Origin of the sequence: Glaciecola sp. SC05, from assembly GCF_041380235.1 — a bacterium.
GTDB lineage: Bacteria > Pseudomonadota > Gammaproteobacteria > Enterobacterales > Alteromonadaceae > Glaciecola.
Genome location: NZ_JBGIYY010000024.1, coordinates 18,452 through 40,948, shown reverse-complemented (window position 1 = coordinate 40,948; position 22,497 = coordinate 18,452). Strand labels below are relative to the sequence as shown.

17 protein-coding genes and 1 tRNA gene are annotated in these 22,497 nt (G+C 42.4%); 9 read left to right on the top strand and 9 right to left on the bottom strand.

Translation table 11 applies throughout. The features are described 5' to 3' along the window. Positions 1-11: 11 nt before the first annotated feature. The 4 genes from dpdJ to AB9H30_RS17750 all read left to right on the top strand — a co-directional run bounded on the left by dpdJ (position 12) and on the right by AB9H30_RS17750 (position 8,113). Positions 12-4,415: a protein DpdJ gene (dpdJ, locus tag AB9H30_RS17765; protein WP_371196075.1), complete on the top strand. Its 4,404-nt coding sequence runs from the start codon at positions 12-14 to the stop codon at positions 4,413-4,415. Further along, positions 4,412-5,020, top strand: a complete 609-nt coding sequence (gene dpdK, locus AB9H30_RS17760) for a phospholipase D-like domain-containing protein DpdK (protein ID WP_371196074.1) — start codon at positions 4,412-4,414, stop codon at positions 5,018-5,020. The genes dpdJ and dpdK overlap by 4 nt, the downstream gene beginning before the upstream one ends. After that, positions 5,007-7,178: a protein DpdD gene (gene dpdD / locus AB9H30_RS17755; RefSeq protein ID WP_371196073.1), complete on the top strand. Its 2,172-nt coding sequence runs from the start codon at positions 5,007-5,009 to the stop codon at positions 7,176-7,178. The genes dpdK and dpdD overlap by 14 nt, the downstream gene beginning before the upstream one ends. Before the next feature lie 101 nt (positions 7,179-7,279). Then, positions 7,280-8,113: a hypothetical protein gene (locus tag AB9H30_RS17750; RefSeq protein ID WP_371196072.1), complete on the top strand. Its 834-nt coding sequence runs from the start codon at positions 7,280-7,282 to the stop codon at positions 8,111-8,113. A gap of 188 nt (positions 8,114-8,301) precedes the next feature. Here the strand turns inward: AB9H30_RS17750 and AB9H30_RS17745 are convergent. Further along, a tRNA-Arg gene (locus AB9H30_RS17745) sits at positions 8,302-8,378 on the bottom strand. Positions 8,379-8,798: 420 nt separating this feature from the next. Here AB9H30_RS17745 and AB9H30_RS17740 point away from each other — a divergent pair. Further along, complete coding sequence (locus AB9H30_RS17740) at positions 8,799-9,200, top strand: cytochrome c5 family protein (protein WP_371196071.1); 402 nt, start codon at positions 8,799-8,801, stop codon at positions 9,198-9,200. A 49-nt stretch (positions 9,201-9,249) separates the two neighbouring features. Then, positions 9,250-11,832, top strand: a complete 2,583-nt coding sequence (locus AB9H30_RS17735; RefSeq protein ID WP_371196070.1) for an EAL domain-containing protein — start codon at positions 9,250-9,252, stop codon at positions 11,830-11,832. A 9-nt stretch (positions 11,833-11,841) separates the two neighbouring features. On the opposite strand, the gene rep is transcribed toward AB9H30_RS17735, so the two are convergent. Next, positions 11,842-13,854 (bottom strand): DNA helicase Rep, encoded by a 2,013-nt coding sequence (gene rep, locus AB9H30_RS17730; RefSeq protein ID WP_371196069.1) that lies wholly within the window; start codon positions 13,852-13,854, stop codon positions 11,842-11,844. 125 nt (positions 13,855-13,979) lie between these two features. On the opposite strand from rep, the gene AB9H30_RS17725 reads away from it, so the two are divergent. After that, positions 13,980-14,258 (top strand): accessory factor UbiK family protein, encoded by a 279-nt coding sequence (locus AB9H30_RS17725; RefSeq protein WP_371196068.1) that lies wholly within the window; start codon positions 13,980-13,982, stop codon positions 14,256-14,258. 72 nt (positions 14,259-14,330) lie between these two features. On the opposite strand, the gene ubiA is transcribed toward AB9H30_RS17725, so the two are convergent. Both ubiA and AB9H30_RS17715 read right to left on the bottom strand, forming a co-directional pair. Further along, positions 14,331-15,197 (bottom strand): 4-hydroxybenzoate octaprenyltransferase, encoded by an 867-nt coding sequence (ubiA, locus tag AB9H30_RS17720; RefSeq protein ID WP_371196067.1) that lies wholly within the window; start codon positions 15,195-15,197, stop codon positions 14,331-14,333. Beyond that, a complete protein-coding gene (locus AB9H30_RS17715; RefSeq protein WP_371196066.1) occupies positions 15,194-15,751 on the bottom strand; it encodes a chorismate lyase in 558 nt (185 codons plus the stop codon). Before AB9H30_RS17715 ends, ubiA begins: the two co-directional genes overlap by 4 nt. A gap of 111 nt (positions 15,752-15,862) precedes the next feature. Here AB9H30_RS17715 and AB9H30_RS17710 point away from each other — a divergent pair, with 111 nt between their 5' ends. Continuing rightward, positions 15,863-16,309: a flagellar basal body-associated FliL family protein gene (locus tag AB9H30_RS17710; RefSeq protein ID WP_371196065.1), complete on the top strand. Its 447-nt coding sequence runs from the start codon at positions 15,863-15,865 to the stop codon at positions 16,307-16,309. Between the two features lie 46 nt (positions 16,310-16,355). Here the strand turns inward: AB9H30_RS17710 and glpG are convergent, their stop codons facing one another. The 4 genes from glpG to AB9H30_RS17690 all read right to left on the bottom strand — a co-directional run bounded on the left by glpG (position 16,356) and on the right by AB9H30_RS17690 (position 19,857). After that, complete coding sequence (glpG, locus tag AB9H30_RS17705; protein WP_371196064.1) at positions 16,356-17,225, bottom strand: rhomboid family intramembrane serine protease GlpG; 870 nt, start codon at positions 17,223-17,225, stop codon at positions 16,356-16,358. Positions 17,226-17,230: 5 nt separating this feature from the next. After that, entirely contained in the window at positions 17,231-17,557 is a 327-nt protein-coding gene (gene glpE / locus AB9H30_RS17700; RefSeq protein WP_371196063.1) for a thiosulfate sulfurtransferase GlpE, read from the bottom strand. 78 nt (positions 17,558-17,635) lie between these two features. Next, entirely contained in the window at positions 17,636-18,664 is a 1,029-nt protein-coding gene (gene tdh / locus AB9H30_RS17695) for an L-threonine 3-dehydrogenase (protein WP_371196062.1), read from the bottom strand. Continuing rightward, entirely contained in the window at positions 18,661-19,857 is a 1,197-nt protein-coding gene (locus AB9H30_RS17690) for a glycine C-acetyltransferase (protein ID WP_371196061.1), read from the bottom strand. The genes tdh and AB9H30_RS17690 overlap by 4 nt, the downstream gene beginning before the upstream one ends. A 300-nt stretch (positions 19,858-20,157) precedes the next feature. Here AB9H30_RS17690 and AB9H30_RS17685 point away from each other — a divergent pair, with 300 nt between their 5' ends. Continuing rightward, positions 20,158-20,883, top strand: a complete 726-nt coding sequence (locus tag AB9H30_RS17685; RefSeq protein ID WP_371196060.1) for a 3-deoxy-D-manno-octulosonic acid kinase — start codon at positions 20,158-20,160, stop codon at positions 20,881-20,883. Between the two features lie 13 nt (positions 20,884-20,896). On the opposite strand, the gene AB9H30_RS17680 is transcribed toward AB9H30_RS17685, so the two are convergent. Beyond that, positions 20,897-22,354: a capsule assembly Wzi family protein gene (locus AB9H30_RS17680; RefSeq protein WP_371196059.1), complete on the bottom strand. Its 1,458-nt coding sequence runs from the start codon at positions 22,352-22,354 to the stop codon at positions 20,897-20,899. Positions 22,355-22,497 lie beyond the last annotated feature (143 nt).

The window sequence follows — 22,497 nt, the reverse complement described above, 5'->3', positions numbered from 1 at the left end:
CTTTTTCAAACATGATAGATAAACAAGAAATACAAAAATGCTTAGATGCAATTGAGGAGAAGGAATATAAACTCCTTGCATGGGGCGATACAAACGTTCAGCACACCGAATCTGAATTAATAAACCTATTTAATAATGTGTCTTCAAATGCTTCTGTCGCTTTATTTCATGAGTTACGAAAGCGAGCCTTGATTGTACCTGTTCCATCTACTATTGGAGAGACCTTTTATCGTAGTCGCATGGCAGAAACGGTAAATCTAAGTAAGAAGCTTCGTCAATGGTTTCATAAACAAAAAATTCAAAACACAAAGACTCTTGTTTCTGACTTTAGATTTGTTCGACGCCCTAGATTTTATCCAAAAAGAGAGCTTGAATCTCATTTTGTTATAAATGAGATAAGCCAAAGAGTTCAATTAGGCGATAGTCAAAAAGAAACGTTACACCAAATTTTGGGTGATAATAAGGAGTTTAAGTTATCAGGATTCCAGGTCAGAGCAACAGAAAGAATATTGAGTGCCTTATTAAATAAGACTCGCAATATGTCCTCTGGAACGATCGTCTGTTCTGGTACTGGTAGCGGTAAAACTCTTTCGTTTTATATGCCCGCAATCTCGAACCTTGCGGAAAATTTGATATCAGACTCTTCTTGCAGAGTGAGAATATTAGCTATTTACCCGCGAAAAGAACTGTTAAAGGATCAATTTAGAGAAACATATCAACAAGTGAGAAAGCTTGACAACTTTTTGCAAAATAATGGCTCACGAAAAATTCGAATTGGAACGTTGTTTGGCGATACTTTTAATGCGGACTATTTGAAGAATGAGATGGCTAAAGGTGGTGCGATTTATGACATTCTAAATTGTAAATGCGGTGGTCAACTCGTATGGCGAAAAGAGAATTACGAAAGAAAGGAAGAGACCCTTGATTGCAAACGATGTAATCGCAGCATTGATCCTACAGAACTTTCAATTACTAGACAGTCAACACCGCCTGATATCTTATTCACTACAACAGAGATGTTGAACCAACACCTTGGTAATTCTAACTACAATCATCTTTTCGGTGCTCGGTATGGCCAATCAATTCCTCTAGTGCTGCTAGACGAAGTCCATACATATGAGGGGTCCACCGGCGCACAAACTGCTTACCTATTAAGGCGGTGGGTGCAAAAAACGAATGCACGACCACACTTTGTTGGCTTGTCGGCCACACTTAGCAATGCATCGAAATTCTTCGCATCTTTTGTTGGTATTCATGAAAATTTAGTAGAGCAAATTGAACCGACCCCCTCCGAAATGATAGAAGAAGGTGCAGAATATATGCTTGCACTGAGGGGTGATCCAGTCTCGCAAACTGCTTTGTTGTCAACTTCAATACAAGCAATAATGCTATTAAGAAGGATGTTGGATAATGAAAACAATGTAGTTTCTGAGGGAACTTACGGAACAAAGTCTTTCGTATTTACCGACGATCTAGACGTAAATAATAGGCTCTTCGAGATGATCGCCGATGCGGAAGGATGGGATCACGGATTTGGTAATCTTAGCCCAAGCAAACCACCACTCGCATTTCTAAGGAGTAGTTCTCATCCCGAATTCAGCCAACAAAAAAACATTCTTCGTCAGCTAGGGCAAGACTGGTCGTCAGCTGAATCTATTGGGCACAGAATGGATGAACATGACAGAGCTATCGTGTCGAGAACATCGAGTCAGGATACCGGGGTCGATACTAACGCCAATGTTATAATTGCTACTGCCTCGCTAGAAGTTGGTTTTAACGATGCAAGTGTTGGTGCAGTGATACAACATAAAGCCCCCCGTGGAATGGCTTCCTATGTTCAAAGAAAAGGAAGAGCAGGAAGGTCAAGAGGTATGCGCCCTTGGATGGTTACTGTTTTATCTGACTACGGTAGAGACAGGGTTGCATTTCAGCGCTATGAAAGCCTTATAGATCCAGAGATAAAACCTAGCAAGTTACCTATAAAGAACAGTCACATTCAAAAAATGCAAGCTTGCCAGGCCACACTTGATTGGTTGAGCAATAAGGTTGGAAAAGGCAATATCTGGTGGAGTCTTAAAAATCCTGAAGGAAAGCAAGATAATCAGCTTTTTATAAAATTGAGGAATGAAGTTAGCAAATTAATTGAAAGTGAGAGTGCAATAAAAGAGTTGAAAAACTACTTGTCTTCATCACTAAAAGTCAGTCTAGATACGGTTGAGCGAATATGTTGGCAAGGGCCAAGATCACTGTTGATGGACTTTATTCCTAGCCTGCATCAGAAACTTTCGACCAACTGGGCTTCAAATGGGCAGGAATGGAATTCAATAAGCAAGCAAGGGTCACCTTTTCCTGAATTCTTTCCTGCTACATTATTTAGTGAGTTAGTTCTACCTACCTTAGGAATTCGAACCTTAAGAGGTCCTCAGGACAATCGAACTGAAGAATGGGAAAGTCTTGGTTTCTTTCAGGGGTTAAAAGAATACGCTCCAGGAAGGATTTCGAAAAGATATGCTTTGAACAATCGGTTTGAAAGCGATTGGCTGGCTCCAAACAACTTCGAAATTGCTCCCGACGTCGAAACTGTTGTTGATTTTGAGGTAGTTGAAGCATTTGGGGAAGATCGTCTTCACTTAAAATCAATTCTTGATGAAAACGGTTCTTATATTGAAGTTTTTAAACCTTCTGAAATTCTAACGTCTCGGGTTTTGAACCCCTCAATAACTGAAACATCGAATGCCTTTTTACTTTGGTTTTCTGACTTTGCAACTATAAATAGCGGAGTTACTCATCAAACTCCAACCAGTTCAGAATGGAATGGGATTCTTCGCGACGTTACTTTTTTCAAGCATGACCAGACCTCTCCGATTGAATTAACTCGATACACTAAAGGCTCAAATGCCGTTATAAACTTTAAGACTGGCGCTAGTTCAAAAGTTAAATTTTCTTGGAAGGATAATGGAAAAGATGTTGGCATAGGAACAATACTTTATGTAGATGGTATTAAATGGGGTTTTAATATTCCTAAGGAAAATCTTCTTACTATCTTGCAAGATAAAAATGTTGCTGACAGTCTTCGACTTACCTATACAGAATGGGGCTTCAAACATTCACCTTTATTTAAGAACGAATTTATCGGTTCTTGGATATTTGAATGCATCTTGAGTTCAATACTTCTTATTGCAAAGAGTAATCGTCAATCGATAAAAGAAGTAGTGTCGAATATTCATTGTGACGAGAGCATGGAGATAGTTTTGCAGGCTCCAGTAGAATTATTTCAACTCAAACAAATTGATGAGGACGCGTCGGAAGAACAAGCTCTCCAAACAGAAATATATGAATTTTTAAGTTTTACTGAAAACCTAGAAAAAATTAAACATCTACTTGAGCCTCTCTATTCTGACATGAAAGGTGATTCCTTCTATTCCTGGGCATCAGAGGTTCTCTCATCGACGCTCTCAGGTGGAATATCAAGCTTGGTTAACACCCTTTTACCTGACGTCGCAGAAGGTGATATAAACGTAGATAGTAAATGGGACAACGACGAGTTAACTATTTGGCTAACGGAAAGTGAGGCCGGCGGTGTAGGAATAATTGACAGATTAGAGGAAATCTTCATCGCAGATCCATTGAATGTTCTAAATCATCTGACTCATTGTTTTGAAATGAGTGAATATGAGCAAGTTAATTATGATATTCACCAATTGTTGAAACAACTATCAAGCAGTTATGATTTAAAGGCTAAGGTAAGAGAATTTAGAGAATCTGCCAAGTTTAATTCACGCCTAAAATCTCTGAAGTCCTTAAGAGAATCTATTTCCCAACTAGGTATCACACAAACTCATAGTTTCAACAGTATTCTACACACTAGAATTCTTAAAGCAGGTAGTCGAGAAGCCGACGATCTTAAGTCTTTGAAATGGTTAGATGAATGGGAAGAGTTAGAAAAAAGAGTAGCATTCGAAGTTCCGCTCGTATCGATAGCCTACATACTAGCTAGAGACTCTGACGATCCTGTTGAAATCAATAGAAATAAAAACCTAGTCATTGGTCAACTTTGGCCTCGTGGAAATATAGTAAGAAACTCTTCATTGCAGTTTTATAATAGGTTTGCGGCCAATAAACAACTCTTTGAACGTAAAATTATTTATCAAATGGTTTCTAATAAAGTTGAGCATGTTGAATATACAGAATCTTGGTTGGATGATATTTCCACCATATTGTCGTCATCGACTCAAGGAAAAGCTGAACTTCGTCTGCATATGGATAAAGTTGCAGATATAAATCAAATTCTTTGCCAAACAAACCTTAAAACCATCGACTACCACGGTTTACTTTTTCATATGAGAGTTTCTAAAATCAAACGACAAGAAAACTATATATCTATTTTTGTAGAGATGGCGGAAACTATTCAATGATTGTTTCAAAAACACGCGATATCGTAACAAAGACACCTCTCGGAAAACGCCAACTTAGAGAGGTACTAAGTAGTACGTTTGCGGGCCTAATAGTTGCGCCAGAAGAAATTTGGTTGGTTACGGCTTGGCTCACAGATTTTGATGTTTTAGACAATCGCTCGGGCAATTGGAACTTTTTGAATCCAGAATGGGGGCCCAAGGTCGTTACATTTTTGGATTTATTAGAATATAGCGCTGAACGAGGCTGTAAACTCAACGTCGTTGTTAAAAAGGATAAGATTAACGAGAAATCTGTCTTTAGACTTAAAACAAATTTAAAAGCGATTAGTGACTTTCAAATTTTAGAAACCGACAATTTGCATAAAAAAGGCTTCTTAACTCAAACATGCTTTTTAAAAGGGTCGATGAATTTCACATATAGCGGTGCAAATTTAAATGATGAATTAATATCACTCACGTCCGACCGAAATGAAATATCAAACATGAGGATCGAGTTTAAAAATGATTATATTTTTACATACGCCTCAAACAACAATTCAAGCCACGGAAAATCAGTTGTAGAAGAGCCTCCAGTTGATGATGAGGATGACTATGAATTCCTCTAACTACCCTCAATGGTTTTATTCTTTCTTTAGTGCCGAGAATGAGATCTCATTTGATAAACCTAATACACACGGAATATTAAACTCTATTTCGCCATTGTTTTTAAAGGCGACAGACAACTTAAACACACACTATCCTTTTTTCTTAGCTTCTTACTCGAATAGCAAACTCTACTTCTATGGATTTGCGCACTCGAAAAAAGATTTGTTGGAATTAAAAAATAGTCTTCATTTTGCTTTAGGTACATCGCATACGTCAGCAACCCGAGTCATAAATTCACCGGAACTGAATTTTGAAGAAGAAGCTATTGATAATTTTATAGATGGAATACTCAAGTTTGAGTTTAATTTTTCCAATAACAACGCAAAAAACCAATCAAGTATAAACTACGTCGTTACAACGCTTGGTCAAGTTCAAAAGAGATTTGAGCACCGCCCTGTCTTCAATATTAAGTCGAAGAGACCTGTAGGTAGGATTCTCCGAGACTTTTTCATATCCCTGGACCAGAAAGAACACTATTTAATCGATGAGTATAAAGAAGAGTTGAGGAGCGCTCAGGGATTAAGCCATCGTAATTTCGTGGGTATTGAATTACAAACATTTGCTGCCAAAGAGGAGTGGGAAAAAGTATTTCAACACCCCTCTTTTTCTGATTATGTCAATGGTATTATACCAAGCAAAATTTACCTGGTAATCATAGAGGCACTTGCTAAAAGCTGTGAATTGGATTTGGGAAATCTGTCTGATTTTAATTTTGAAAATTTACTTACGAAATTAGACCCATACGCACCTTTGTTAATAAATAAAGCTTCGCTGCCAAAGAATCAATCGTTTGAACCTCAATGGAAGTCTTGGATAATTTTCAATCTCGTACTGGGCTCAAAGAATCTAAGTAGCAATCTTCCTGACTTTATCGATAAAGAATGGTTTGATGTTACATATCAGCAGATAAAAGCTTCTCGCATCGAGATGGAAGTAAGGGAAGGCTTCTCCTCCGAATTAAAAACTTTAATAAAAAATGACAAAACTCTCGAAGCAGCAACAAAGTTGCTTAAATATAGCAATAATGCTCCATCTCTTGAGATCCCTGAGATTGTAGATTGGCTAAACGAATTACCTGCAAAAGTGACAAAGCAAGTAAAGTCCATTGGTCCTCTAAGACAAAAATGGAATCAATTGGAAGACTTCATTTTTGATGCTGGACCAGTGGAACAAATCACTGATGATAGTAAACAAGAAGAAATATCTGCTCAAGTTACATGGGATGCCTGGTTTAGTAGCCACACAGAAATCAGCACAGATGTGCTGCTAGAGAGTGATGAGTCTGGATTTGACATTAAGCATATTACCGAGAACATAAAGAAAAGTAGTAATGCAGAAAAAATAAGGGATATCACCCCAACCCTTATGGAATGGATTCAAAATAAAAATAAAAAAACAAACGCTGCATTTTGGTTATCACTTATTGAAATAATTTCAATTGATGACCAAACTTCATCAGGTACTATCCTGCTATTAAAAGAATTGATCTTTAAATTACTTGAGGTTCCTCATTCTTCTGATGAATATAACGAGGCCTTATGTGGATTTGAGCTTGGAATAGAGGCTGAATTAAGCATCCGATCACTTCCTCATATCGTCGAATTCCTAGAGCGACTGCACGACTTTTCAATCAAGGATGAAAATAAGTTAACGTTTGAGATTTGGCCAAAAGTTCGAGGTTTTGCAGAACGAAACTGGGTAGACATCGATATTGATCAGATATCTGTATTATTGTGGCTTGAGAAAAGACTTTCCGCTGATACACAGATACTAAAAGGCTTAGAGCCAACTAATTCACATAAGGAACTAGCGGGTAAAAGAGAATTGAAAGGAATCAAAGTTGCAATTTCAACGCTGACAGAGAAAGCAGGAATAAGAGCCGCTGAAATATTGAGAAGTCAGTTTGAAGGTGTAGAATTTATCTTAAATCATGACAAAGTAGCGACTGATAAATTAACAAATCTTGCCAAGACCTCAGACTACTTCATTTTTTGCAATAAAAGCGCTGCTCACCAAGCATATTATGCGGTTAAAGATATTACTAAAAATATTATATATGTTGATGGAAAAGGAAGTTCTTCCATTGTAAGGGCTTTTTTAAAAGGAATTATCACTTAACAGTAAATATTAATCAGAAAGGCTAACTCAAAAGGCCTGTGCTCAACAATTAAATCGAACCGAAAGTTATAGCTGAACTAGATAAAAGCAGGATTGTGAATATGAATGTTGATGAAATCAATGTTAGAAGGTATATAGATAATAAAAGATGCTTCAACGATACAGTTTGTGATAACCCAATGATGATATTCCATGGGACATCTAATATTTTTGAAGAGAGCATAGAGAAATTAGGATTAAACGCCAGTACCGATAAGGTAATAAACCTATCTGAAATCCAAACTATAATAGATTTATTCAAAAGGCTAAAATGGTATGGGGAAAGTCCCGCAGGGTTTAGCGTGTTGAGTGCATATTCACAAAAAGATTATGAGACTATCACGGTAGAACAGGCCCCAATCTTCTTTGCAGAATCCTCTTATCGGGCGTCTTTGTATGCTACCAAAGACTTTGCTGGTGGGGAGTCGGTGAGAGCAGCATTTTATGCATTAGAAGACTTGAAAAAATTCATTTCAAATAAAAGTTTGCGAGACAATCATTTTGAGGATTTAAAAAAAGACAGGAACAAATGGGGAAAAACAGCGCACCCTTCATTTCTGAAACAATTTGAACCAGAAATCGGGTTGGACGAATTGAACGAGTCATTTAAGCTTCTTCAAGAACTAAAGGACCGAATTGCTGACCTACGGGCTCAATATGAATATGGTATTATTTATGCGGTTGACGCCTCAATCGACTCGCAGTTAATTAAGTCTTTAGAGTTGCTTAGAGGAAATGGAATTCGAACATTCAGCAAAGTAAGTAAGGCATCCCTAGCAGCGAAGTGTATTTTTAACAAACCTTTAAAAATAGCAGATTACGAAGAAGATCCAGATCGTCTTTCGTTTATTTCAAAACCTAATGGATTATTTCAAATCATTAGACCAAAAATGTAGCTGTTTCATTTCGCCGAATAAATTTTGACACTGTTTTGTCACGCTCCTGTCACAAACTTCAAAACACGAAATTGAACGAAAGCAAAAAGTACTCATCTGCTAAGCGATGTAAATGACTAATTTAGCGAACTATGCGTTAAATTAAGTCCGCGCATGAATTTTTCAATAGGATTTAAAAACCTAGGAAGTGGCGCTCCCGGCGCGATTCGAACGCGCGACCTACGGCTTCGGAGGCCGTCACTCTATCCAGCTGAGCTACGGGAGCATAAACTTTTGTTGTGGCGTTTTTGACTGTTACCCTCAGTTGTCACCGTTGCCATGAGTACTGCCTTCGGAGGCCGGTACTCTATCCAGCTGAGCTACGGGTGCTTTTTTAACGACGCGAATGTTACCACACCAATCCATTAAATTTTAGTATTATCCAACTCTGTCGATACCTTATTATTAAACAATCGATGAAAGCGAAAGCAAAGTACATAACTGTGCTTTTTTATCGATGCAAACAATATAAATGAAGAAGCATAGGCCGATATTTAACGCCATATATTATCTCCGAGCGTTACCGCTGTCATCCTAGCTAAACAGGTAAACTGTTAATCATCTTCAACATTTTGTTGTGATGCATGACGATGTCGTTATAATCAGGCGTTAAATTTATAGTATTGCTTGTTTGCAGGAGATATTTGTGAAAGTAAGAGCTTTTATAGCATTAGTAGCAACCGGTCTATTTTTAACCGGCGCCGTCGCTCAGACTCTGAACGAAGACGAAATTAAAGAACGCATCATGCCCGTTGGCAAGGTGAAAATAGCGGGCGCAGTAGACGCAACTGCTGCGGTAGCGGGTCCCCGTACCGGTGAACAGATTTATCAAGCAGCTTGTACAGCCTGCCATGCGGTTGGTGTATTAGGTGCTCCAAAAACAAAAGTAGCAGCTGATTGGCAACCACGTTTAGACGAAAAAGGTTACGACCTAGTTTGGAAAAACGCGATAAATGGAATTAATGCAATGCCGGCTATGGGTGCATGTGGCGACTGTACTGATGACGATATCAAGTCAGCCATTGATTACATGATCGAAGGTATTTAACACATATACCCTTGTACCTTTGATCACCAACTTAAGAGAAACATTCTCGATGCAGAGACTTGAAGTTGTTGGTGAGCTAAGCGAAACAGAGCTCCGCGCTATTGTGCCGGAGCTCCAAAGTTTGACCGAAAGGTACAAACGCGCTGAAAGGATACAAAAAGCCCTGTTTCGCATCAGCGAACTGTCTAGCTCTGCGGTTAACTTAGATAGCCTGTATTTGTCAGTACATGACATCGTGCGCGACTTTATGACTGCCGACAACTTCTTTGTTGCCTTCCACGAAAAACAAGACGAACGACTCCGATTTGCCTATTTTGTTGATGAACGCGATGAACAGACTGTGCAGTCGATTTCTTATGAAAAAATAAAAAACGGCGTTACTGCACATATTTTGCGCAGCGGTGAGCCTTTTGTAATGACCCAAGAGAACTTTAGAGAGCTTGAGGCCAAGCACAACTTCGAAATATTAGGCACTCCACCGGTTGACCTTATAGGCGTCCCCCTAAAACGCGACAATGATGTAATCGGTGCGATGGTCGTGCAAAGCTACAACGAAAACGTGCGCTACAGTGCAGACGATCTCGAAATTTTGGTATTCATTTCCCAACATATTGTTACAACCGTCGACCGAGTAAAACACCGAGAACTCACTGAGTCTTTGATTCAAGAGCGCACCCACCAACTTCGAGAGGCCAATAAAGTTCTTGAAGATGAAATAAAAGAGCGTAAGCGCATTGAGGCATTACAAAATGCGCTGTTTGAAATCTCTGAGATATCTGCAACATCTGGCGTCGATATCGTCAAATTTTACAAGCGTATTCACGACATCTTACAGCGCCTGATAAAGGCACCAAACTGCTACATTGCAACGCTTGATCGCGAAACAGATATCTTGAGTTTTCCGTATTTTCTAGGTTTAAGCAGCGATTCAGCGGGCTCCCGTAAAATGGGTGACGGCCTCACCGAATACGTCCTTAATACCGGTGATGCATGTTTGTTCAATAGCGACAGGATCAATGACGCCAGAGCCAAACAAGAGATTGGCGCCGACGTCGCAAAAAGGATGATATCAGAAGGCAATTGCTGGATGGGCGCACCTTTATTTTTAAATCATCAAGTTGAAGGCGTGATTGCCGTGCAAACCTACGGTAACAGTGACGATTACGATGAAGACGATCTCGCTATTTTGCGCTTTGTGTCCCAACACATTGCGGTCTCTATGGAGCGCTTGCGCACCGCCGAAGACCTTAAAAACTATAACCGCCAGCTTGCTATCAAAGTCAAAAAGCGCACCGCGGAACTTAACCTCACCAATGAGTCACTGAAACGACAGATTGATCAACGTAAAGAAATCGAGTTAAAGCTGATACACGATGCGCACCACGACGCCCTTACCAGCCTACCCAACAGAGTGATGTTCAATAATCGCCTTGAACTGGCTATTTCAAGCAAGCGCAGACACGCACAACATAACTATGCCCTGCTGTTTATAGACTTAGACCGCTTCAAAAACATTAATGACACCATCGGTCATCACGCTGGTGACGAGTTTTTAATTGAAGTGGCAAAGCGCATCGATAAATGCAAACGCAGTCATGATTTACTAGCACGTTTAGGCGGCGATGAATTTGTAGTGCTAGTCGACAGCTATATCAATATGCGTGACGTTGAAATAGTCGCACAGCGCATTGTTGATAGTATTAGTCAGCCTTTTATAATCGAAAATAAAGAAGTCTTTTCTGGTGCAAGTATCGGCATTACTGAACTGTCAGAAGACTATATTAGTGCAGACGACGCGCTGCGCGACGCTGATGCAGCGATGTATCAAGCTAAGCATCTTGGACGCAACCGCTTTGTATTGTTTGATGTCAGTATGCGCAATCAGCTGGTTGAAGAAATTGAACAAGAAACTGAATTTAGAAGAGCCTTCAACTTAGGCAACTTTAGCTGCTATTTACAGCCCGTAGCAAACCTTCAAACCGATGAAGTGCTTTACTATCAAAGCACTATGCAGTGGCAAACCGACACCGGTCATGTAGTCAAAGATCATGCGTTTTGGAGTTTGGCGGAAAAGTGTGGACTGTCTTACAGTGTCAATCAGTTGCTTATGGATCTCAGCTTTAAACAGTTGCATAAATGGCGATTAGACCCTGAATGGAAAAATCAAAAAGTGGGGATGAGTCTTTCAGTTGAGCATTTACTGCATCAACAGTCTTTACAAAGTTTAGTCCAGCTTATTGAATGGGCCGAAGTTGATAGCGAGCTCCTAGTCATCGAGCTCTCTGAAAGCTCGTTAGGAAAATACAATAAATACCTCCCTGACATTTTAGAGCAGCTTCATGACATGGGCGTGAGCCTGGTGTTAGACAACTTTGGTAGCGAAACCGCTTCACTTTCTTATTTGTTTAAATATGACTTTGACTACCTAAAGTTAAATGAAAATTTAACCAATACCATCGTAATGTCAGATAAGTACCATAAGCTGGTTCAGTCAATCATCATGACCGCGAATAATGCAGGTATGGAAGTGATCGGCGACGGTGTTTATGACGAAGACACCAAAGAAGAGCTAAATGCTATTGGTTGTCATTATATTCAGGGCAGTTTAGTGGGCAAAGCTCGCCAAATGTAGCAAACAGCTTCAATCGTTAAATATATTTTTCAAATTTGAGATACCTTTTTGCGCCTTTTGTTTTCGCTGCGCATCGGAATCTTGGCGTTTTTGCCACTCCCATTCTACGTCGTCATGCGGCAGCTCATACAAAAAACGACTAGGCTCAGGCTCAATTAGTTCGCCCATTTGCCGACGCTCTTTGGCAATCGTAAAGAACAGTCGTTCTTGAGCCCTGGTTAAGCCCACATAAGCAAGACGACGCTCTTCTTCGATATTGTCTTCATCGATACTGCTTTGATGCGGTAATAGGCCCTCCTCCATACCCACCATAAATACAAAAGGGAACTCTAGGCCTTTAGATGCATGCAGGGTCATCAATTGCACTTGGTCGGCATCGTCACCATCTTCACCTCTTTCCATCATGTCTCTTAGCGTCAATCGCTGCACAATTTCTGGTAGAGTCATGGCTGCCTGCAAGGCATCGCCTTTGAGCATATCCTGCACCCAACCAAATAGTGTAGATACATTGGCCATCGCCATTTCGGCGGCCTTAGGACTATTGCTTTGCGCGTATAGCCACTCTTCAAAGCCAAGCTTCTTAATGAAGTCTCTAAGAACTGCTACCGCATCGCCGCGGCTCATGTTGTCTTCTGTTTCTACCAACAAGCGCACAAATGCCTGAATACTTTGGTATACGTTTGATGGCAACGCGGTGCTTAGGCCCTTATGACACATTGCATCAAACAAACAGCACTGCTCTAAGTTAGCAAACTCACCTAGCTTCGCTAAGGTCGCTCGGCCAATGCCTCGATGGGGCGTATTCACGACACGAAGCAATGCGTTATCGTCGGCATGATTGGTCAATAGGCGTAAATAAGACATAATATCTTTGACTTCGGTGCGTCCAAAAAATGAAGTGCCGCCGCTGATTTTATAGGGGATGCGGTTTTTCATTAGCACTTTTTCAAAGACCCTCGACTGATGATTGCCTCGATATAAGATAGCGTACTGCTTATATTCAGTATCTTCCATAAAGCGATGGGCAAGCATCTCGGCAATGACCTTCTCCGCTTCATGCTCATCATTTTTAGCCACCAGTACTTTTAAGGCTTCGCCATACTGCAGATTTGAGAACAAACGCTTTTCAAACACGTGTGGATTATTTTGAATTAGAATATTTGCAGCATGCAAAATACGTCCTGAGGAGCGATAGTTTTGCTCTAGCTTGACCAATTTTAGGCTCGGAAAATCTTTTTGCAGCAAGAGTAAGTTTTTAGGCTGTGCCCCGCGCCACGAATAAATAGACTGATCGTCATCGCCCACCACAGTAAAGCGCCCACGCTCACCCACCAGCAGTTTTACCAACTGATATTGACTAGTATTGGTATCTTGATATTCGTCGACTAATAAATAACGAATTTTGTCTTGCCAGCTTTCAAGCACGCTCTCGTTACCTAAAAACAACAGAGTCGGAAGCAGAATTAGGTCATCAAAGTCTAGCGCATTATAGGCTTTGAGATGACGCGCATACTCCTGATAATATCCTGCCTGCTGCTGAGCATTTTCATCAGATGCATGTTTGAGTGCCAACTCGGGTAAGATCAGCTCGTTTTTCCATGCCGAAATGCGATTCAACAGTGCCTTTAGGGCGTCTTTGTCACCATCGTATTCATCTGCGGTCAGATCGGTCAATAACGACAGTGTATCTTTGTCGTCAAACAATGAAAATCCCGCCTTATACCCTAGCGTGGTGACATGTTTTTTAATGATATTCAGGCCGAGCGTATGAAATGTCGAGACCTTGAGGCCGCGGGAAGCCTTTTTACCCAATGTTTGCGCCACCCGCTCTTTCATCTCGCGAGCGGCTTTATTGGTAAAAGTCACTGCCGCAATTTGCGAAGGTTTATATCCGCAAACGTTCACCAAATAAGCGATTTTATTGGTGATCACCCGCGTTTTTCCACTGCCTGCTCCGGCCAACACTAAACACGGGCCAGATACATATTCTACCGCCGATTCTTGGGCCGGATTTAAACGCATGCAAGGTTACAACTTAAAAGAAAGCAAAACAGAGGACGATTATAACAAAAGAACGCGTATTTGAGACTGCATTATTTGTAAGTTCAGACTACAATGAAGATCGCAACGGCATTTAAGGAGCAGATATGTTAGATCCAAAGAAACTCGAAGAAATTGCAAAGAATATTTCAGCCGCGATCCCGCCTGGCGTAAAAAGCATGGCAGACGAAGCTGAAGGCCGGATTAAACAAGTCCTGCAGGCGCAGTTAAGTAAGCTCGATTTTGTTAGTCGTGAAGAGTTCGATATTCAAAGTCAGGTGCTTATTCGCACGCGCGAAAAACTTGAAGCATTAGAAGCGCGTTTAACGCAACTAGAGGGAGGCACTAACAGCGCAAGCGATGCCAAAGATGCGCCAAGCGAGTGATAGTGTTGCTCAGCAGACAGCGAACAGCCCTATTTTAGGGCTGTAAATTAGGTAGGTTACATCCCCACTCCCTTATAGCCATAGCCCCGCGAATATACCCAGGGCAACCGCTAATCCCACCCAATGATTATTTAAAAATGCTGTAAAGCATGCGGCTTCGTCGCGATCTTTAGTCTTTGTATATTGCAAAGCAAATAACACAACGGCAACGTTGACGCCTAAGTAAGCAAATAAACTTAGGTTGAGATGATGAAATACATAGCACAGCATTATAACCGCGGCCCCTTGCAGCAGCGCAATAGCGGTCAGGTCGTATTTTCCGAACAAGATGGCGGTAGATTTTATACCCACCTGCAGATCATCTTGACGATCAACCATCGCATATTGGGTATCGTAGGCAACGGTCCAACACAGATTGGCGGCATAAAGTACCCATATCCAAGCCGGAATGTGCTCAAGAATGGCCATTGCTGCCATTGGCATGGACCAGCTAAAAGCCGCGCCTAGCACCACTTGAGGCAAGTGAGTATAGCGTTTCATAAAGGGATAAACTGCGGCCAATAGCAGCGCGACAACAGATAGCGCAATAGTTTGCCAGTTTAAAGTGAGCACCAGTAAAAAGGCTAATATGATCAGCACGGCGAACAACTGTTTGGCTTCTTGCTCAGTTGCCTCGCCAGAGGCAAGCGGGCGTTGCTGAGTGCGCGTCACAGCGCCATCAACATGTCGGTCCGCATAGTCGTTGATCACGCAACCAGCGCTGCGCATTAGCACCACACCCGCTAAAAACACAATAGTAATATGCCAATCAGGTAGGCCATTGGCTGATAGCAGGAGCGCCCATACAGTGGGCCACATCAACAGATAAATCCCAATTGGCTTGTCAGCGCGCATCAATTGCCAATAGGCTCGTCGATTTTGCCAACTCAGAGCAATCATCTTAAGTCCGCATAACAGGGGCAATCTGGCAGAAACGCCTCGGCTACCAAAAGGGTATCTTGGTTAATGCTAAATACCGACCGACGCGCCCAGCGCTGGGGCATCGATGTTGTCGTTTGAAACTTCTGGTGAGTAAGGGGATGTTGCTGCAGGTAACCAATTTCAAAATCGCTGCGAATAAAGTTCGGATCGTTAAAAATGCGCTGCCCAAGAGGCTGATTGCCCAAGCTTGCCCAAGTGGATTGACACATATGATCGGGCAAAACCGAGCGTGCAAACACCCAAGGTTTGCCATCACCATATAAGATGACCTCTCTAATTTGCCACTCTTGGCTTTGGTGATTAGGTAAGGCTTGTTTTTCGGAAGGCTCCAACGGCAGTCGACTCTGTCCAAGCACTTCAAGCGTAAACTCAGTGCATAAGGCTTGTAAACGTTCGGTGAGCGAGCCGGTATTCAAGAGCCAGCTTTGCATATTGGCACTTAGTGGCTCAAATTGTTGGGCTTGCGCCCAATTTACCGCTAGCCCAAATGGGAAAATAGATTTGACTAACAAAGGTGAAGATTTCTTATTAGTTACCGATAACCTAAGTCTAACATAGTGAAAAACACAACCGTATGATCACATAGCAAAATATGGTTATTTGTCTCAGAGGATTTCAAAACAATGGCGAATACTTGGCAAAATGCACAGCGCTGGTGCTTAATATATATGACTGTACTGGCATTTATGCTGGTGTTAAGTAAAACAGCCAATGCACAAAGTGGCGAAGCTGGCGCACCGAGTATTGCCTACATTGCTTTAGAGCCCGACATTGTAACTAACTATGCTGGCGATAATAGTGAGCGCTTAGGGTTTTTGCGCATTACGATTGAAATGATGCTCGACCAGCCCTCTATGATCCCAGATTTAGAACATCACATGCCTTTGCTGAGAGCCACTGCCATTGAAGTGATTGGCGCTCAGCCAGAGCAGAAAGTCAGATCGCTCACCGGCAGAGAAGAAATGCGTCGTCTTATTTTAAAGCGCTTTAGAGACATTATGGTCAAAGAAACCGGCGAAGAGACCGTCAAAGATATTATCTTTACTAAATATCTTCGCCAAGGTGGCTAAAGTTGCTTATGCCAATAAGACGGCGCCCGCTGTCTTATTGTGACGATTATGTTTTGGTTTTAGGCACAAAAATATGCAAACAAAAAGCTAACAAACAGCCAGAAATCAACCCAAAGGTGTGCGCCTGATTAGCCATATCCACAAACAAAATATCGGTATAACCGAGTGCCAACCATATTAATAAGAACACGACAAAACCATTGGGAATACTAATCCCCCAGCGTGGGCGCAGCCAGCCAATCCACCACACAAAACCAAACAGTGCATAAACCACACCCGACATACCACCAAAATTAGGGCCGGAAACCAGCAGTTGCGAAATGTTTGCAAATAGGCTCGAGACCACAAACAGCACAATTAACCAAAAGCTACCAAATACGCGCTCTAACTGGCTGCCAAATATCCACCACCAAATCAGATTAAATACAATGTGTGTGACTGAAAAGTGAAGGAAGTTCGGCCCAAATAGTCGCCACCACTGATGAGTCTGTGACATCTGCTCAAAGTATTGAATGCTTAAAAGACCTCTGAAAAAATCAAAGTAACCCGCCATGCTTCCGATATACACCGCTACACTAATGATCAGCACCACCACTGTAAAAGGCGTTTTGAGAATGTCTTGAAGGCTCGGCATGGTGTCTTTGCCAAGCATGCTTTGTTTGCTACTCGATACCTCACCGGTTTGCCAAGCCGCCTGTTGAAATTTAGGGGCCGATGGCTCCGCCAAAAATTCCTCTGCAATTTTCATTGCCGTATCTTTTTGACTCTGATCTTCTAGGCCGAGTTGAAAGGCGGTTCCTTGTTCAACTTTAACGGCATTAACCTTACACGCTATGCCTTGTCCTCTAAGGTAAGCCGCAAGCAGTTGCGCGCCCTGCTCCTGAGAAAACCGAATAAATGGGATAAAATCGGTCACCCAAATTATTCCGCTTGGCCGGTGTTGAATTCGTAAACACCTCGCCATGCTTCAAAGCCACCGTCCATGCTATACACCTCTTCAAAGCCCTGATGCAGCATATACTGGGCTGCCTGCTGCGAACTGATGCCGTGGTAACAACAAACCACTACCGGTACCTTAAAGTCATTGTCTTGCATAAATTGCTGAATGCTGGCGTTAGTAAGATGAAAGGCGCCGGGTATGTGGCCTAATGCGAAAGACTGCTCGTCGCGAATATCAACAATTTTAATTTCGTTGTTGTCTAAGCGGGCTTTCGTTTGCTCAGCAGAAATGTGTCCAAACTGTTCCATAATATTCCTATTGATTAGAGACAAATCTGCCACCGCGGACAATGCTATTGTGTGAACGCTGTGGCAGATTTAGACTGTTTAGCTCGCCCAATTTAGCAATACTTTACCCGACTGGCCTGAACCCATTATTTCAAATCCTTTTTGAAAGTCATCCACCGGCATTTGATGAGTAATGATTGGACTCAAATCCAAGCCACTTTGCAACAAACTAACCATCTTATACCATGTTTCGAACATTTCCCGCCCGTAGATACCCTTAATTGTTAGCCCTTTGAAAATCACTTTATTCCAATCTATAGATACATCCCTTGGCGGAATGCCCAACATGGCAACTTTGCCGCCATGATTCATTTTGTCGAGCATGTCTCTGAAAGCTGAGGGAACACCCGACATTTCAAGCGCCACGTCAAAACCTTCGGTCATACCAAGGCTGTCCATAACATCTTTTAAGTTTTCAGAGTTAACGTTTACAGCCCGCGTCACACCCATCTTTCTGGCCAAATCCAAGCGGTATTCATTGACGTCGGTGATCACCACGTGCCGAGCGCCTACATGCCTTGCAACCGCTGCCGCCATAATGCCGATTGGCCCTGCACCAGTAACCAATACATCTTCACCTACCAAGTCAAACGACAGGGCGGTGTGCACCGCGTTGCCAAAGGGGTCAAAAATAGCAGCCATGTCATCGCTGATATTGGCAGGGATTTTAAACGCGTTAAATGCCGGTATCACCAAAAACTCAGCAAACGCACCCTGACGATTGACGCCAACACCGGTTGTATTGCGGCACAAATGACGGCGTCCAGCGCGACAGTTTCGACAGTGCCCGCAGGTTATGTGGCCTTCACCGCTGACTCTATCGCCAATTTTAAAACCGGCCACTTCACTGCCAATTTCAACGACTTGACCTACATATTCATGGCCAACTACCATGGGCACGGGAATGGTGTTTTGCGACCATTCATCCCAATTGTAGATGTGCATATCGGTGCCGCAAATCGCAGTCTTACGAATTTTGATCATAAGATCGTTAGGGCCCATTTCAGGTAGGGGGTTATCAACCATCCAAATCCCAGGCTGACGCTCTTGTTTTGCTAAAGTTTTCATGCAATTACTCCCATTTCACGACCCACCTCAATAAATGCTTCTACCGCGGTGTCAATTTGCGCAATAGAATGCGCTGCAGACATCTGCGTACGAATTCTCGCCTTGCCTTTAGGCACGACCGGAAAGGAGAAACCCACTACATATATGCCTTTTTCAAGCATTTTATCAGCCATTGCGCTGGCAATTTTTGCATCACCTAACATTACAGGGATGATCGCATGGTCTTTGCCCGACAGAGTAAAACCGGCATCTTCCATACGCGTTCGAAAATGCATAGCATTTGCTTTGAGCTTATCGCGTAAGTCTTGACCCTGCTCCATCATCTCAAATACTTTTAGCGATGCAGCCACAATCGGTGGCGCCACAGAGTTCGAAAATAAATATGGACGTGAACGTTGACGTAGCCAGTCGATAACCGCTTTTTTACCTGAAGTAAAACCACCCGACGCGCCGCCTAAAGCCTTACCCAAGGTACCAGTAATAATATCCACTCGACCCATTACATCACAGTACTCATGAGAGCCCTTACCCAATTTACCCACAAAGCCAGTAGCGTGGCAGTCATCGACCATTACCATAGCATCATACTTGTCGGCTAAGTCACATACGCCTTTTAAGTTAGCAATGACACCGTCCATTGAAAATACACCGTCAGTGGCAATAAGCTTAAAGCGCGCACCGTCAGCGCAGGCTTGTTTTAACTGCTCTTCAAGAGCCTGCATATTATTGCTGTCGTAGCGATAGCGTTTGGCTTTTGATAAGCGCACACCATCAATAATACTGGCATGGTTAAGCGAATCGGAAATCACTGCATCCTCGGCAGATAAAATGGTTTCAAATAAACCGCCATTAGCATCAAAGCATGAGGGATATAAAATTGTTTCATCCATACCCAAAAAGCCACTGATCTTCTTTTCGAGCTGTTTATGGATATCTTGGGTGCCGCAAATAAAGCGCACTGAAGCGACGCCAAAACCGTGGCTGTCTAGTCCGTCTTTCGCCGCTGCGATCAAACTTGGGTGATTGGCCAAACCCAAATAGTTGTTTGCGCAAAAATTGAGTACTTGCTGGCCTGACTCTACCTCAATGTTGGAAAACTGTTGAGAAGTGATCACGCGTTCTGTCTTATATAAGCCCTGCTCTCGGGTTTCTTCTAACTGAGCGTTGAGGTGGTCAACAAATGCTTGCGACATGCTGTGCATCCTTATAAGGAAAATATGTGGTGGATTCTAACGAACAAATGCCTAGCTGCAAATGTTTGTCATAAAATAGTTTTAAGAAGGCGCGCTTGCTTTACGTGAAAAGATTGACACCTTATACCGCAGTTGAGCCCATCGAAGTATAAATTAACGCTGTTGAAGAAAAATTAGTGGCTCGTAAGTAATACGTTTAACACATGATATGCATTATTCTAGCGAGCGCGGAGTCTGATTTTTTGCTATCTTACTCGACCATAAAATAACAATAAATGTTTACAAGCAGGACTTTCAGCAATGAGTATTGACGTACAAACCGCACCTAATCAGGTGAGTTTATTGCGCAGTGACTTAGGACAACGCTTAAACCTCGGTCTAAAACACTTCGATGTGGATTATCTTGAAGGTAAAAAAGCCATTACCCAAACTGCCGAAGGACGCGATACCGTGTACTTTTTTACCCATCGCGATAAAACCTTAGTATTGAGGCATTATTGCCGCGGGGGCTTATATGCAAAAGCCAATAAAGATCGCTTTTTATACACCGGCATATACAAAACGCGAGGTTTCCAAGAGCTCGAAATTTTAGATTACTTGCAGCTTCACAATATCGGCGCACCAAAACCGGTGGCGGCCAGAATTTCGCGTAAAGGCATGTTCTATCGCGCTGACATTATTACCGAAGCAGTAAGCGATTCACAAGAACTCCACGAAATGCTCAAACTTCACGAGATTGACGACAGCCTGTGGATGGAGATTGGCAGGGCATTAGGACGTTTGCATCAATTAAATATTCGCCATGACGACATTAATGTGAAAAACATTCTGGTGCGCAAAGGCAGTGAAGTGGTCATCATCGATTTTGATAAGTGCAAAAAGCAAGATATTGGGAATTGGCAGTCGGCTAATCTAGCGCGTTTTTATCGCTCTTTAATCAAGCAAAGCGGCAAATTTACACCCTATCATTTTGTGCAATCAAACTGGGAGTCGGTGCTGGCTGGATATGCTGAAATCATTCCGTAAACGGTAATTTTGCTTAAAATGCGTACTGTGCTTTTAAATACAGTAGCGCATCGACTTCATCATCACGAACGTCAAACTCTCGATTTGCAATACTGCCACCGGCTTTGAGCAACCAATTCCCATAGGGTCGTTGATAAAAGCCGGATAATTCAAGTACATCCTCAGATGCGGCGCCAGTCAATACCGGGGGAGGAAGCTGACCATCGGGGTTTAGTTCGGCAGAGCGTATATACATCTCGGCAATCGCGCCGTCGTCAAAGCGAATATTTGCTCCTAATGTAATTTGTTTCGCATCTGAATCAAATGTACTGCCCATGCTACGGTTATACATACGATAACCACTAGTATACAAAGCGTCTTCGTAAAAACAATTATTCACGGTGCTATTATCTGAGCCACAAGCAATACCAGTGTCACTGGTCTCAATAAAAACTTTTGTCGAATCTATATAGGTTGAGAAACCGATTAGCTTGGCGTTATCGGTAATGGTGTAGGTATTTTGTGAATCTTCACCGATACGCTGCGCGTAGATAGTCATAGGGCGCGACAACAGATTAAAAGTATAAGTGAAATCAAATCCAGCTAGATGATTCCCGAGTTGATTGCGCTGTTCGTCTGTGCAAGAAGGCCGGCCAACACATTCACTTTGCAGTGTGAGCACATCCCAAAAATCGCCGATGTTGCCATCTTGCCCTTCACCGCCCCACATTGCAGACCATGACAAGCCAAACTCAAAGCCCTTAAACGGACGCATAGTAAAGCGAGAAATAAACAGATTGGTATCTGGCACCGCTCGGTCTTCTTCCATCTGCCCTAATTGCGTCGTGAAGTACCATGGGCCTATCCATGCAAGCATTGGGCTATTTGATTCGGTGGTCACTGAGCGAGAAAATGCGAGGGACTTCAAGGGGCGAGTGTTGTTCGAGAGTATTAAACTTGAAGACTGCCCCGGTCCCCAAAACTGATCGAGAGAACCAACACGTAGATTCCAATCGCCAAATTGATATGCCAAAAACGAGTTATCGAAATTACTTCGCCCACCAGAGGCATAATTTACCGCAAGCTGACCAGACCAACGCTGGTGGTAAAATTCACTGGTCAAGGTCAGTTTAGCAGTCTCTTCGGCGCCGTCATCTAAACTCCGAAAACGCACATCATCGGTGGCACCCTGCAAGGTGGCGAACTGTCGATATTCTTGACGCTTTTGGATTGCTAAGTAATGACTTAAGCGCGCTAGAGCCTGAGCTGGCATGGGCGCCATACCTTCGCCACTTAGCATCGTTATTTGCTCAGCTATACCTTTCCACGGGATCGGGTAAGTAGTAACCGCAGAGTTTAGGTATCCCCATTCGGCGAGGGTTTGCACGTCGTAATGCAGTTGTTTGTCTTGGGTACCGATCCACGGCGAGCCTATTGCCTTTGACGAACAAATAGCAAGGACACAAAAAGCAGCAGCAATGAGTACTTTCAAACGAATAACCTTAAGACCTAAAAGCTGAAAAACTAACAACGCAATGCGTTGAATTAGCAGGTGATAATAACGGATTTTACCTCTTTGGACTATTTTTATTGCGGCCTTTAATCAGGATTACCCGAATAAACCCTCGCTTTTTC

Bases quoted from the DNA above. Each gene is read 5' to 3' on its own strand.
- dpdJ (WP_371196075.1), top strand. From the start codon at position 12: ATGATAGATAAACAAGAAATACAAAAATGCTTAGATGCAATTGAGGAG.
- ubiA (WP_371196067.1), bottom strand. From the start codon at position 15,197: ATGATTGCTCTGAGTTGGCAAAATCGACGAGCCTATTGGCAATTGATG.
- tdh (WP_371196062.1), bottom strand. From the start codon at position 18,664: ATGAAAACTTTAGCAAAACAAGAGCGTCAGCCTGGGATTTGGATGGTT.
- dpdD (WP_371196073.1), top strand. From the start codon at position 5,007: ATGAATTCCTCTAACTACCCTCAATGGTTTTATTCTTTCTTTAGTGCC.
- AB9H30_RS17750 (WP_371196072.1), top strand. From the start codon at position 7,280: ATGAATGTTGATGAAATCAATGTTAGAAGGTATATAGATAATAAAAGA.
- AB9H30_RS17725 (WP_371196068.1), top strand. From the start codon at position 13,980: ATGTTAGATCCAAAGAAACTCGAAGAAATTGCAAAGAATATTTCAGCC.
- glpE (WP_371196063.1), bottom strand. From the start codon at position 17,557: ATGGAACAGTTTGGACACATTTCTGCTGAGCAAACGAAAGCCCGCTTA.
- rep (WP_371196069.1), bottom strand. From the start codon at position 13,854: ATGCGTTTAAATCCGGCCCAAGAATCGGCGGTAGAATATGTATCTGGC.
- AB9H30_RS17685 (WP_371196060.1), top strand. From the start codon at position 20,158: ATGAGTATTGACGTACAAACCGCACCTAATCAGGTGAGTTTATTGCGC.
- AB9H30_RS17735 (WP_371196070.1), top strand. From the start codon at position 9,250: ATGCAGAGACTTGAAGTTGTTGGTGAGCTAAGCGAAACAGAGCTCCGC.
- AB9H30_RS17710 (WP_371196065.1), top strand. From the start codon at position 15,863: ATGGCGAATACTTGGCAAAATGCACAGCGCTGGTGCTTAATATATATG.
- dpdK (WP_371196074.1), top strand. From the start codon at position 4,412: ATGATTGTTTCAAAAACACGCGATATCGTAACAAAGACACCTCTCGGA.
- AB9H30_RS17690 (WP_371196061.1), bottom strand. From the start codon at position 19,857: ATGTCGCAAGCATTTGTTGACCACCTCAACGCTCAGTTAGAAGAAACC.